General features: G+C 42.6%; 12 protein-coding genes. 9 read left to right on the forward strand and 3 right to left on the reverse strand.

The features are described 5' to 3' along the window. Positions 1–22 precede the first annotated feature (22 nt). Positions 23–289 (forward strand): DUF1294 domain-containing protein, encoded by a 267-nt coding sequence (locus NSS92_RS01135; RefSeq protein ID WP_252056430.1) that lies wholly within the window; start codon positions 23–25, stop codon positions 287–289. Positions 290–306: 17 nt separating this feature from the next. Here the strand turns inward: NSS92_RS01135 and NSS92_RS01140 are convergent, their stop codons facing one another. Beyond that, complete coding sequence (locus NSS92_RS01140) at positions 307–711, reverse strand: hypothetical protein (RefSeq protein WP_024426127.1); 405 nt, start codon at positions 709–711, stop codon at positions 307–309. Positions 712–890: 179 nt separating this feature from the next. Here NSS92_RS01140 and NSS92_RS01145 point away from each other — a divergent pair, with 179 nt between their 5' ends. Together NSS92_RS01145 and cstA are read left to right on the forward strand one after the other, a co-directional pair. Continuing rightward, positions 891–1,979, forward strand: coding sequence for a M42 family metallopeptidase (locus NSS92_RS01145; protein WP_024425723.1), 1,089 nt, complete (start codon positions 891–893; stop codon positions 1,977–1,979). A 346-nt stretch (positions 1,980–2,325) separates the two neighbouring features. After that, positions 2,326–4,122: a carbon starvation protein CstA gene (gene cstA / locus NSS92_RS01150; RefSeq protein ID WP_024425724.1), complete on the forward strand. Its 1,797-nt coding sequence runs from the start codon at positions 2,326–2,328 to the stop codon at positions 4,120–4,122. A 43-nt stretch (positions 4,123–4,165) separates the two neighbouring features. Here cstA and sspI read toward each other — a convergent pair whose 3' ends face one another. After that, entirely contained in the window at positions 4,166–4,387 is a 222-nt protein-coding gene (gene sspI / locus NSS92_RS01155) for a small acid-soluble spore protein SspI (protein ID WP_024425725.1), read from the reverse strand. A gap of 113 nt (positions 4,388–4,500) precedes the next feature. On the opposite strand from sspI, the gene NSS92_RS01160 reads away from it, so the two are divergent. The 3 genes from NSS92_RS01160 (at position 4,501) to pheT (ending at position 9,090) form a co-directional block, all read left to right on the forward strand. Then, positions 4,501–5,244: a TrmH family RNA methyltransferase gene (locus tag NSS92_RS01160; protein WP_340866770.1), complete on the forward strand. Its 744-nt coding sequence runs from the start codon at positions 4,501–4,503 to the stop codon at positions 5,242–5,244. A 381-nt stretch (positions 5,245–5,625) separates the two neighbouring features. Beyond that, complete coding sequence (gene pheS / locus NSS92_RS01165; protein ID WP_039180518.1) at positions 5,626–6,660, forward strand: phenylalanine--tRNA ligase subunit alpha; 1,035 nt, start codon at positions 5,626–5,628, stop codon at positions 6,658–6,660. Positions 6,661–6,675: 15 nt separating this feature from the next. After that, positions 6,676–9,090, forward strand: a complete 2,415-nt coding sequence (pheT, locus tag NSS92_RS01170; protein ID WP_340866772.1) for a phenylalanine--tRNA ligase subunit beta — start codon at positions 6,676–6,678, stop codon at positions 9,088–9,090. A 37-nt stretch (positions 9,091–9,127) separates the two neighbouring features. Here pheT and rnhC read toward each other — a convergent pair whose 3' ends face one another. Continuing rightward, positions 9,128–10,051, reverse strand: coding sequence for a ribonuclease HIII (gene rnhC / locus NSS92_RS01175; protein ID WP_340866773.1), 924 nt, complete (start codon positions 10,049–10,051; stop codon positions 9,128–9,130). 134 nt (positions 10,052–10,185) lie between these two features. Here rnhC and zapA point away from each other — a divergent pair, with 134 nt between their 5' ends. The 3 genes from zapA to polX all read left to right on the forward strand — a co-directional run bounded on the left by zapA (position 10,186) and on the right by polX (position 12,811). Continuing rightward, the gene (gene zapA / locus NSS92_RS01180) at positions 10,186–10,443 is read left to right on the forward strand and encodes a cell division protein ZapA (protein ID WP_012010831.1); all 258 of its coding nucleotides are present in this window, start codon (positions 10,186–10,188) and stop codon (positions 10,441–10,443) included. A gap of 7 nt (positions 10,444–10,450) precedes the next feature. Beyond that, on the forward strand, positions 10,451–10,984 hold the full coding sequence (locus NSS92_RS01185; protein WP_024423226.1) for a CvpA family protein: 534 nt from the start codon (positions 10,451–10,453) through the stop codon (positions 10,982–10,984). 114 nt (positions 10,985–11,098) lie between these two features. Beyond that, positions 11,099–12,811 (forward strand): DNA polymerase/3'-5' exonuclease PolX, encoded by a 1,713-nt coding sequence (gene polX / locus NSS92_RS01190; protein ID WP_340866774.1) that lies wholly within the window; start codon positions 11,099–11,101, stop codon positions 12,809–12,811. Positions 12,812–12,827 lie beyond the last annotated feature (16 nt).

A 12,827-nucleotide genomic window follows, 5' to 3' on the forward strand; every position in this document is an offset into this window, starting at 1 on the left:
CTCATCATGTGAGGTGAAATGAATGAATATGGCTTTGATTCTGCTGCTTATTTTGGTGAATGGCTACGGCTTTTTTCTTATGGGTGAGGATAAACGCCGGGCTAAAGCACATAAATGGAGAATTTCAGAGGCGCATTTATGGAGTGCTGCGGTACTTTTTGGCGCTGCTGGATCGTATCTAGGAATGCAGTATTTCCGGCATAAAACAAAGCATCCTGCCTTTCAAATCGGCATGCCTGTATTAATTATTTTGCAGCTGATCCTATTAGGATATATCCAATTTATTTGAAAAAGGAGCAGACGCCATCAGGACGGCGTGTCTGCTCCTTTTTTTTGTTTGATTTTTTTTATGGGCTGATCCCAATCAATTTTTGTTTGAGGATAACGCTCGATAATGTTTTCCTCCAGTTTTTCAAAGTCTTCTAATGTAAATTCACTTAGCTTTTCAGGTGACTCCGTCCAAACGTAAATGGAGTGGACAAACAGAGGATGATCCTTAGAAGGAACATGCTTCTCCCCTTCAAACAAGACACCTTTATAGACGAAATTAAAATTTTTGCGCGCATTTTGCTGTTCGTCCATAAAATAAAAGCCTTCTTTTAATTGTGCTTGTTTCAGCTTTCTTCTCGGATTTGAGAAGAATTTTACCGCCATGTAGAAGATGTAGACAAGCAGTGCAACAAGAGCTAGTCTCATGAGGATTACAAACATGACAGGATGCACCTCCAATACCGTTATCTGATGTACTACGAATGAAAACACCAAAAGGTTTCAACTTTTTTTAAAAAAATATTTCGTTAAACGAAAAAATATTCATAAAAAGATCGTATTGAACGAAAGAGGTTTTGTATAATAAGAATGCACCATGAAGATAAAGGAGGATAAATGGAATGACAAAGCTAGATCAAACATTAACTATGCTGAAAGACCTAACGGATGCAAAAGGGATTCCAGGAAATGAACGTGATGTCAAAAAAGTCATGCAGACATACATAGAATCATATGCAGATGAAGTCTCTACAGACCGCCTTGGCAGCTTGATTGCTAAAAAGGAAGGAAACGCAAACGGACCTAAAATTATGCTCGCTGGTCACTTAGATGAAGTAGGATTCATGGTGACAAAAATTGATGACAAAGGCTACATTCGTTTTCAAACAGTCGGCGGCTGGTGGTCACAGGTCATGCTCGCCCAGCGTGTCACCATTGTGACGAAAAAGGGAGAGATCACAGGTGTGATCGGTTCAAAACCACCACACGTCTTGTCGCCTGAAGCTCGCAAAAAGTCAATTGAGATTACGGATATGTTTATTGATATTGGGGCGTCAAGCAAAGAACAGGCAATGGAGTGGGGCGTGCTGCCTGGAGACCAAATCGTTCCTTACTTTGAGTTTACAGTAATGAATGATGAAAAAATGCTCCTTGCAAAAGCATGGGACAACCGCATTGGCTGTGCAGTGGCAATTGATGTCATGAAAAACTTACACAATGCTCAGCATGAGAATATTGCTTACAGCGTCGCAACTGTCCAAGAGGAAGTAGGCCTGCGCGGAGCCAAAACAGCAGCGGCTACAATTCAGCCTGATATTGGATTTGCCATTGATGTAGGTGTAGCAGGAGATACACCGGGCATCACTGAGAAAGAAGCAACTAGCAAACTTGGCAAAGGCCCAACGATTGTTGTATTTGATGCTTCAATGGTCTCTCATAAAGGACTTCGTGATTTTGTTGTCCAAACAGCTGATGAGCTGAACATTCCTTATCAATATGACTCAATGCCTGGCGGTGGGACAGATGCTGGTGGTATCCATTTAACGGGTCATGGTGTTCCATCACTATCTATCGGGATTCCGAGCAGATATATTCATACCCATGCCGCAATGATTCACCGAGATGATTATGAAAATGCAGTGAAGCTTTTAACAGAAGTGATCAAAAGACTTGATCAAAAAACTGTTGAACAGATTACGTACGGTTCTTAAGTAAGAAAGCCTTTCCTCAGTACAGGGGAAAGGCTTTTTTTATTGAATTTCCCAGGAAATGAACAGTGTTTTCAAGGTGAGTCAAAAGAACTGTTTTTGGTAAAAGAAGAGAGTATTTCCTAGTGAATAAGGCACATGTGATCGAGCGTTTATTTTTGTAAGATGGAAGCAATAAAAAGGACAGAGCCATAGAATGCCCTGTCAAAAGAGAGTTTATGGAAGTAGGTGAAGCTACCTTAAGAGTAAACACATTATTCTTATTTGTCAACTTGGTTTTAAAAGAAAGAAAAATCAATCAATTTATGTTATATTTGTAACAAATTGTTTATACAAAGGGGATGGTTAAATGAATGCGGTTACAATTGTCATAGGATCTATGTGTATTTTAGCGATTGCCTATCGTCTTTATGGCACATTTATGATGGTCAAGGTATTAAAGGTCACAGATGATCATCCTACACCGGCTCACACACTAGAGGACGGGAAAGATTATGTGCCGACAAATAAATGGGTCACATTTGGGCATCACTTTGCTGCGATTGCAGCTGCTGGTCCGTTAGTGGGTCCGATTTTAGCCGCTCAATTTGGATATTTACCTGGTCTCCTTTGGCTTTTAATTGGTGCAGTCATAGGCGGAGCTGTACATGATCTAGTCGTCTTATTTGCGTCGATGCGAAAAAAGGGGAAATCCTTATCAGAGGTAGCGAAGGAAGAGCTGGGACCTGTTGCCGGGTTTTGTACAGGGCTTGCGATGCTGTTTATTATTACCATCACAATGGCAGGTTTGTCTATGGTTGTGCTTCATGCTTTAGAACGTAACCCTTGGGGGACATTTGCAGTTGGAATCACGATTCCGATTGCAATGGGGGTTGGTCTGTATTATAAAAAAACAGGCAATTTAAAGCTGGCGACATCTGCGGGATTTATTTTGCTGATGTTTGGTGTATTCCTTGGGCCAAATATTCAAGGAACGGCACTAGGTGATTTTTTAACACTTGATACAAAAACGCTTGCTCTTGCCCTGCCGATCTATGCCTTTTTTGCTGCGGCTCTGCCAGTTTGGCTGCTGCTTGCACCGAGGGACTATTTAAGTAGTTTTATGAAAATTGGTGTATTCATTGCGCTGATTGCTGGTATCTTTGTCGTGAATCCGTCCATTCAATTCCCCGCGTTTACAGAGTTTGTGAATGGAGGAGGACCTGTATTAGCTGGTCCTGTCTGGCCATTTATTTCGATTACCATTGCTTGCGGTGCCATTTCTGGTTTCCACGCATTTGTTGGTTCAGGGACAACACCTAAGATGCTGGACCGCTGGAGTGATATGAAGCCTGTTGCGTTTGGCGCAATGCTTGTAGAATGCTTAGTTGGGATTATGGCTTTAATTGCGGCTACTGCCCTTCATCCAGGAGATTATTTTGCGATAAACAGCACGCCAGAAGTGTTCCGTACACTCGGTATGAGTGTCGAAAACCTTCCGCAGCTGAGTAAGGAAATTGGTCTTGACTTAGAAGGAAGAACGGGTGGTGCCGTGACATTGGCTGTAGGGATGGCGTATATCTTTACGGGGATTCCGTTCTTTAGTCATTTGGCTTCTTACTTCTTCCAGTTCGTCATTATGTTTGAGGCTGTCTTTATTTTAACTGCTATTGATGCGGGGACACGTGTGGCACGCTATTTGATTCAAGACTTCTTAGGTGAAGCATATAAACCGCTTAAACGAACTGACTGGGTACCTGGTTCGGTGTTTGCAAGTGCGCTTGCTTGTTTTATGTGGGGATACTTACTTTACTCAGGGGACATCGGATCTATTTGGGCGCTGTTTGGGGTTTCAAATCAGTTAATGGCCTCGGTTGGTTTAATCATTGGGGCAACCGTTGTATTAAAAATTGCAGATAAAAGGCGATATATGCTCACTTGTTTAATTCCGCTTGCTTACTTATATGTGACGGTGAATTATGCAGGCTATTGGATGGTAGCGAATGTATATCTCAATCCTGAAGCATCCGGCTACAGCGTGCTGAATGCCGTGCTTTCGATCATCATGCTGATCTTAGGATTTGTGATTATTGTGTTTGCGATTAAAAAATGGGTTGAAATCTGGCGTGATCCAGCGCTTCGGATGGAAACGCCTATCACTGGCTAAAATCAAAAAGGCCGGCTTGCTCTTATAAGCAAACCGGCTTCTTTTATTGCTGCTGCTGAGGCTTCAAGCCTTGTTCTAATGTTTCAAGGATTTCATTTTTCTCGTTTTCTGATGCTTCTTGCCATAGCACCTCGAACAACACGCCAAGGCCTGGCAGCATTTTTTCCTCGCCGCTTTGAATCGCATCTAAAATCGTATGTTCAAGCTGTTCTTGATTATGGCCAGTAATGTTTTGAATGACTGCGCCTCTTAAATTAAAATCCATTGCCCACACTCCTTTTTTGATGGTAATAGCCCTATTCTGTCTCAAAGACAGGTTTATTATGTAGTGTGCATGAGATATAATAAATTCATGATAATTAAAGGAGTTAACGTCGCTTGAAATATATAGAATCAGCTAAAAACACAAACATTAAACAGTGGAAAAAGCTCCATACGAAAAAAGAACGAACGAAAACGGGGCTGTTTCTCGTTGAGGGAATACACTTAGTCGAAGAAGCATTAAAGAGCGGGGTTGTGAAGGAATTAATGGTCACCTCGCCCGATATGCTTCCTTCTCATATCCAGCCTGACATTGAGCTATATGAACTGAGCGAAGAGGCCTTTTCTGCCATGACAGAAACGGAAACGCCTCAGCACATTGCCGCGGTCTGTACAGTTCCAGTTTTTGAAGAAAAGAAGTATGAACGGCTTCTTCTATTAGACGCAGTGCAAGACCCGGGGAATTTAGGCACACTCATTCGGACAGCAGATGCCGCTGGTCTTGATGCTGTGATCTTAGGAGAAGGAACAGTTGATGCGTTTAACGGAAAAACGCTCCGTTCGGCACAAGGGTCTCATTTCCACCTGCCTATCTTAAAGCAAACCCTTCAACAGGCGATCACCGAACTGAAAGAACGAGGCATACCTGTATACGGAAGTGCTTTAAAAGATGCGAAAGAGTATAGAAGCGTAACGGCAGAAGGTCCGTTTGCATTAATTGTTGGAAATGAAGGAGCAGGTATTGATCCAGCGATTCTGCAAATGACAGACCAAAATTTATATGTGCCAATGTATGGGCAGGCAGAATCGTTAAATGTAGCTGTTGCAGCCGCTGTTCTTGTCTATCATTTGCGTGGATAATGTTGCAACATGCGTTCATTTTCACTATAATGAAACTAATATTTTAAAAACCATGATAGAGGAAGATTGTTTCAAGAAGCGGCCTTATAGGGAGAATGCATCGTAGACTGAAAGTGCATTTAAGGAATGCTGAAACAGGAATTCACCTCTGGAGTTGTCACCGGGACCGCAGGCTTTGCTTTGCGTAAAGGTGAACCGGATTCGTTTGATTCCGTTATGTCAATGAAGCTTATTCGCACATGCATTTGTGCTTAACAAGGGTGGTACCGCGACCACAACTCGTCCCTTCTTTTATGGAGGAACGGGTTTTTTTATTGTCTTCAAACGATCAAACAGCCGTTTATCCGAGCGGTTTTGTATATCAAAAGGAGGATTACACTCATGCAAGAAACGTTAAAACAGCTTGAAACAGAGGCGATAGCGAAGGTTGAAGCAGCTAGCTCGCTCAAAGAGGTTAATGACATTCGTGTTCAATACTTAGGGAAAAAAGGACCGATTACAGAAGTACTTCGCGGAATGGGCAAGCTCTCCGCAGAAGAAAGACCGAAAATGGGTGCACTCGCAAACGAAGTAAGAGAGCAGATTGCTGGTGCCATTGCTGAAAAAAATGAACAGCTGGAAGCAGAAGAAGTGAAGAAAAAACTTGCTTCTCAAACGATCGATGTTACTTTGCCGGCAAGTCCAATCAAAATGGGAGCAAGACATCCATTAACGATAGTTGTCGAAGATATTGAAGATTTATTTATTGGAATGGGCTATACCGTTGAGGAAGGTCCTGAGGTGGAAACGGATTACTATAACTTTGAAGCGCTGAATCTTCCAAAGGAGCATCCGGCACGTGATATGCAGGACAGCTTCTATATTACTGAAGATACATTGATGAGAACACAAACATCACCAGTTCAAGCACGTACACTTGAGAAATATAAAGGACAAGGTCCTGTGAAGATCATTTGTCCTGGGAAAGTATATAGACGTGACAGTGATGACGCGACTCATTCACATCAATTTATGCAAATTGAAGGGCTTGTCGTCGATCACAATATTAGCATGAGTGATCTAAAAGGAACGCTGGAGACAGTCGCAAGAAAAATGTTTGGTGAAGATCGTGAAATTAGACTGCGTCCAAGCTTTTTCCCATTCACAGAACCATCCGTCGAAGTCGATGTGTCTTGCTTTAAATGCGGCGGGAAGGGCTGCTCTGTATGTAAAGGAACAGGCTGGATTGAGATTTTAGGTGCAGGGATGGTTCATCCGAATGTCCTGAAAATGAGCGGATTTGATCCAGAAACTTACCAAGGCTTTGCTTTTGGAATGGGTGTGGAACGGATCGCGATGCTGAAATACGGCATTGATGATATTCGCCATTTCTACACAAATGACATTAGATTCACAAAGCAATTCAAGCAGGACTAAGAGGAGGAAATCAACATGTTTGTTTCATATAAATGGTTAGAAGACTATGTCGATTTAGAAGGCATCAAGCCGGATGAATTAGCAGAAAAAATCACGAGAAGCGGAATTGAAGTGGAAGCCGTTGAATATAAAGGCGAAGGCATCAAAGGAGTTGTCGTTGGACACGTCATTGAACGTGAACAGCATCCGAATGCGGATAAACTAAACAAATGTCTTGTTGATATCGGCGAAGACGAACCTGTGCAAATTATTTGCGGAGCTCCGAATGTGGAGAAAGGACAGCATGTGGCCGTCGCAACGGTGGGTGCAGTCCTTCCTGGCAACTTTAAAATTAAAAAAGCAAAACTGCGCGGTGAAGAGTCTCATGGCATGATTTGTTCTCTGCAAGAATTAGGCGTAGAGAGCAAGCTCGTACCAAAAGAATATGCTGAAGGCATCTTTGTTTTCCCGAATGACGTGAAACCAGGAGATGATGCTCTTCAAGCACTTCAATTAGATGATGCGGTACTTGAGCTTGGCTTAACACCAAACCGTGCCGATGCCCTGAATATGCTGGGTGTCGCTTATGAGGTTGCCGCCATTTTAGGAAGAGACATCAAGCTTCCTGATACGGCACATGACACTTCTTCTGAAAAAGCAGCAGACTATATTTCTGTTAAAATTGAGGATCAAGAAGCGAATCCACTTTATGCAGCGAAGATAATTAAAAATGTAAAGGTTGGACCAGCACCGCTTTGGATGCAAACAAGATTGATGAATGCAGGCATCCGTCCAATTAACAACGTCGTGGATATTACAAACTTTGTACTGCTTGAATACGGCCAGCCGCTTCATGCCTTTGATTATGACCGCTTTGGTTCAAAGCAGGTGGTCGTTCGTAAAGCGTCTGATAGCGAAATCATTCAAACACTCGATGAGCAAGAGCGTACATTGTCATCAAAGCATCTTGTCATCACGAATGGAACGAAAGCGCACGCGGTAGCAGGCGTCATGGGCGGCTTTGAATCAGAGGTACGGGATGAGACGACGACGATTCTTTTAGAAGCGGCATATTTCAACGGTCAAACAGTCCGTCAAGCATCTAGAGACTTAGGGCTTCGCAGTGAATCAAGCACACGATTTGAAAAAGGACTCGATCCCCAGCGTACGAAACCGGCAGCAGAAAGAGCAGCTCAATTGATGAGCATGTATGCAGGCGGTGAAGTGCTAAGCGGTACAGTTGAGGAAAATCACCTTGAAGCAAGTATGAATGTCATCCACGTATCAACTGAGCGTGTGAACAAGGTGCTTGGAATGAGCATTTCAAAAGAAGATATGATTCAGATTTTCAACAAACTAGGCTTCACAGTGGGCGAATCAAATGATGTTCTTGTCGTAACGGTTCCTTCTCGCAGAATGGATATTACGATTGAAGAAGACCTCATTGAAGAAGTTGCAAGATTATATGGCTACGATAATATTCCATCTACACTGCCTAGGACAGCTGGCACCGTTGGCGGCCTCACGCCATACCAAGTGAAGCGCAGAAAGGTGAGACGTTTCTTAGAGGGTGCAGGACTTTCTCAAGCGATTACGTATTCATTGACGAATCAGCATAAGTCCACAGCTTTTGCCCTGCATCCAGCTTATGAAACGAGGCTTTCTCTGCCAATGAGTGAGGAACGCAGTGTGCTAAGACAAAGTCTTCTGCCAAACTTACTGGATTCTGTAGCATATAACTTGGCAAGACAAGCCGATACATTTGGATTTTATGAAACGGGATCTGTTTTCTTAGCAGAAGCTGAAGGAGCAAAACCAGTGGAAAAAGAACATGTCGCTGGTGCGCTGACAGGCTTATGGCATAAAAATCTTTGGCAGGGCGAGAAAAAAGCCGTCGATTTTTATGTAGCAAAAGGAATTGCTGAAGGATTGTTCGAAAAGCTTGGTGTGTCAGACCAAATCACTTATGTTCAAGCAGAACGTGAGGGTCTTCACCCAGGGCGAACTGCAGATGTTCACTTAAATGGTCAAGTCATTGGCTTTGTTGCCGCACTGCATCCAGTCGTTGAAAAAGAATTGGATTTAAAAGAAACGTATGTCTTTGAGTTTGATTTAACAGATGTGATGACATCTGAAACGAAGGATATGAAATATACAGCGATTCCGAGATTCCCTGCTGTGACAAGAGATATCGCACTTGTTGTAGATCAGCATATCTCAAGCGGACAGCTGGAGCGTGTGATCTATGAAGCAGGCGGCCATCTACTCACAGACCTATCTGTATTTGATGTGTACGAAGGGGAACATATGGAAGAAGGCAAAAAATCTGTTGCATTCTCTCTGCAATATTTAAACCCTGAACAAACGTTGACCGAGGAAGAAGTCACAGCTGTTCATACAAAAGTATTGAAAGCACTAGAAGATACGTATCAAGCCGTCTTACGCGGGTAAAGAAAAAAAGCTATGGCCTCATGGGCCCTAGCTTTTTTTATAACATTTTTTTCGCTTTTTGTGTGTTGGCAAAATGCAGCTTTGTAAATTGACGTAAAGCATCTTCTCCATGCAGCTTGATGAGCTTGGCGGCGGCCTTGTCTACATGAGGGCCGGCTCCTTTTGGGATGTCAAAGCCTGCAGCCTGTGATAATTTGTCCATTTCAATTAAAAAAGCGTACCTTGCGATAATGGAAGCTGCAGCGACTGACAAATGGATGCCTTCTGCTTTTGTACTAAAGTACGTCCGCTCCCGAATGATTTTTTTCCCGGCAAGATGCTTGAAATAAATGCCTGGTTCTGCAAATTGGTCAATCAAAATGGCCTCAGGCTGCTGTCCGCCCAGTTTTTCTAGCACAGAGGTGATGACTTGGTTATGAAGCAGTGCCTTCATTTTTCCTTGACTCATGCCCTTTTCCTGCATCGTATTGTACTTTTCATTTCGGAGAACGAGAAGGCTGAACGGAATGGTTTTGATGAGATCCTTGGCAATGTTGATAATTTGCGGGTCCTTTAGCCCTTTTGAGTCTTTTACGCCAAGCTCTTTCATTAAAGCAAGCTGGCTGGCATCAACATAGGCCGCACAGACTGTGATCGGTCCGAAATAATCACCTGTACCTACTTCATCTGAACCGACGACCGACATGGAAGCAATGCCGGGCGGCGGACTGTATTTTGTGACAGCAGGTGCTTTTTGACTTTTCGTATCAGCTGCTTGTAAATGGCTGAATTGACTGGCTTCAGCTTTTGCCTTTTGTCCTTGAAAGAGCACTTTTCCAGATCGATAAGCTGTAATCGTACAGCCAGGGACTTTTGCTTGAAAGAGGGCGCCTGGCGGCAAAGTGTCTGTTAAATGGTGTGCATACGCGCTCTTCATCTTTTTGAGATCTTCTGATGTTGCTTTTAAAACGGATTGGGGCACAGTGGATAACTCCTTTTTACCTTGATATCATTGATTTCTAAAGTGTACCATAACAGGGAAGGGCTCGTCTTTCCATTCAATGTCTAAACATGTTATGATAGAGACTAGGATTCTCGTGGAATGGAGGAGAAACGTTGTCTGACGGCGGTAAAACGAAAACAACAGTTGAGATTTACGGACAGTCCTATACGATCATCGGACAAGAAACGAAGATGCATATGCGACATGTTGCGTCAATTGTTGATGATAAAATGAGAGAAATAAATGAAAAAAATCCATACCTTGATATAAACAAATTAGCTGTACTGACAGCAGTCAATGTCGTCCACGACTACTTGAAATTAAAAGAGCAATACGAAAAATTAGAGATTCAGCTAAAAGAAAAGGAATGAAATTACCGTGATCGATATCATCATTTTGTTTTTGCTTCTTATGGGAACGCTTGTCGGTCTAAAACGCGGGTTTATTCTTCAATTTATTAAATTGATCAGCTTTGTTGTTTCTATCTTAGTGGCTTCCATGTTTTATCAGTCACTTGCACCACAGCTTACGTGGATTCCGGCACCTAATTTTAGCGGCGGTCAACCGCAGCTCGCTTTCTTTAGTGGGAATCTAGAAACAGCTTATTATAATACCATTGCGTTTATCATTCTGTTTATCTTGACCAAAATCCTGCTCGCCATCATTGGCGGATTGCTCACAACCATTGCAAGTATTCCTGTGATTAAACAGGTGAACAAACTGCTTGGCGGTGTTTTAGGATTTCTTGAAACCTATTTATTTGTGTTTATTCTATTGTTTGTCGCTGCATTACTTCCAGTAGATGCGCTGCAAACAATGATGAGCAAATCAATGTTAGCAGATGTGATCGTAAACAACACCCCTTACCTGTCCGGTCTTGTCAAAGACCTATGGTCGACGTATGGAGTTTAAAAACTTCTCCTTTCCTGGAGAAGTTTTTTCTCATTCCATGACAGAAAGTTGTAGGATGAAGGGAAAGTTTGTATATTTATATAGGAAGATGCCAAAGCGGCTGGAGGATGAGAGATGAATAAAAAAGATATTATCAAACTTCTTGAAACAATTGCAGTATATATGGAACTAAAAGGAGATAATCCTTTTAAAATTTCTGCCTTTCGTAAAGCAGCAGCGGCACTGGAACAAGACGACCGCAGCCTTTCTCAAATAGATGATCTATTAGCATTACCCGGCATTGGAAAAGGAACCTTTGCTGTGATCACAGAGTATATCGAAAAAGGACAATCAGAAACACTCGAACAATTAAAAAAGGAAGTGCCTGAAGGACTTGTCCCGCTCTTAAAACTGCAAGGGCTTGGCGGGAAGAAGATTGCGAAGCTTTACCAAGAGCTTGGCGTCCATGATGCCCAGTCATTAAAAGAAGCATGTGAAGCGGAAAAAGTACAAGCACTTGCAGGCTTCGGTAAAAAAACCGAAGAAAAGATTCTCGCAGCTCTTGAAGAGGCCGGAAAGCAGCCAGAACGACTGCCAATTGGCTTTGCATTAGATGTGGCAGAGCGGATTGATCATGCGCTTGAACAGATGAAGGGTATTATTCGTTTTTCAAGAGCTGGTAGTTTAAGACGTGCACGGGAAACTGTCAAAGATTTAGATTATATCATCGCGACTGACAATCCTGAACAAGTCAGAGAGCAGCTCGTTGCACTTGATGATGTCAAAGACGTCATCGCAAGCGGTGATACGAAGGTATCTGTCATTCTTGCCCTTGATTTTGAGATCAGTGTAGACTTCCGGCTTGTGACAACAGACCAATTTGCAACAACGCTGCACCATTTCACAGGCTCAAAAGATCACAATATTCGCATGCGTCAGCTGGCGAAGGAACGAGGAGAGCGTATTAGTGAATATGGTGTGGAAACAATTGAAACTGGAGAAGTAAAAACGTTTGAAGACGAGGCTGCTTTTTATGCGCATTTTCAACTTCCGCTCATTCCGCCAGAAATTCGTGAAACCGGAGCGGAGATTGATACGTATAAAGAAAGTATGCAATTTGTAGAGTTAAAAGATATCAAAGGCGACCTTCATATGCACTCGACATGGAGTGACGGCGCATTTTCTATTCGCGAAATGGCAGAGGCATGTATCGCAAAAGGCTATGAATACATGGCGATTACAGACCACTCGCAATATTTAAAAGTAGCAAACGGTTTAACAAAAGAACGTTTACGTCTGCAAGCAAAAGAAATTGACAAGCTGAATCAAGAATTCGAGCATTTTCACATTTTCAAAGGGGTCGAAATGGATATTCTCCCGGATGGATCATTAGATTATGATGATGACTTTTTAGCAGACATGGATTTTGTGATTGCATCTATCCATTCTAGCTTTTCTCAGCCGGAAGAAGTCATTATGGAGCGCCTTGAAAATGCCCTGCGGAATCAGCATGTGGATTTAATTGCACATCCAACAGGCCGTTTGATCGGCAGACGAGACGGCTATGCCTTAAATATAGATCAGCTCATAGAGCTTGCGAAGAAAACGGGTACTGCACTAGAGCTCAACAGCAACCCGTCAAGACTTGATTTAAAAGCAGAGCATTTAATGAAAGCAAACGAAGCAGGTGTGAACATCATGATCAATACAGATGCGCACAATATCGCCATGCTGGATCATATGGAAGTTGGTATAACAGCTGCAAGAAAAGGCTGGACACCAAAAGCAAATGTCGTGAATACTTTTTCTCTAAACGAGATCAAAAAGTTTTTAACGCGTGACAGGTAGTCGTTAGGAGGCTGGA

Source organism: Bacillus sp. FSL M8-0166, from assembly GCF_038008825.1.
Taxonomy (GTDB): Bacteria; Bacillota; Bacilli; order Bacillales; family Bacillaceae; genus Bacillus; species Bacillus safensis.

Coding starts and splice junctions, on each gene's coding strand:
- NSS92_RS01135 (WP_252056430.1), top strand. CDS start 23: ATGAATATGGCTTTGATTCTGCTGCTTATTTTGGTGAATGGCTACGGC.
- NSS92_RS01140 (WP_024426127.1), bottom strand. CDS start 711: ATGTTTGTAATCCTCATGAGACTAGCTCTTGTTGCACTGCTTGTCTAC.
- NSS92_RS01145 (WP_024425723.1), top strand. CDS start 891: ATGACAAAGCTAGATCAAACATTAACTATGCTGAAAGACCTAACGGAT.
- cstA (WP_024425724.1), top strand. CDS start 2,326: ATGAATGCGGTTACAATTGTCATAGGATCTATGTGTATTTTAGCGATT.
- sspI (WP_024425725.1), bottom strand. CDS start 4,387: ATGGATTTTAATTTAAGAGGCGCAGTCATTCAAAACATTACTGGCCAT.
- pheS (WP_039180518.1), top strand. CDS start 5,626: ATGCAAGAAACGTTAAAACAGCTTGAAACAGAGGCGATAGCGAAGGTT.
- pheT (WP_340866772.1), top strand. CDS start 6,676: ATGTTTGTTTCATATAAATGGTTAGAAGACTATGTCGATTTAGAAGGC.
- polX (WP_340866774.1), top strand. CDS start 11,099: ATGAATAAAAAAGATATTATCAAACTTCTTGAAACAATTGCAGTATAT.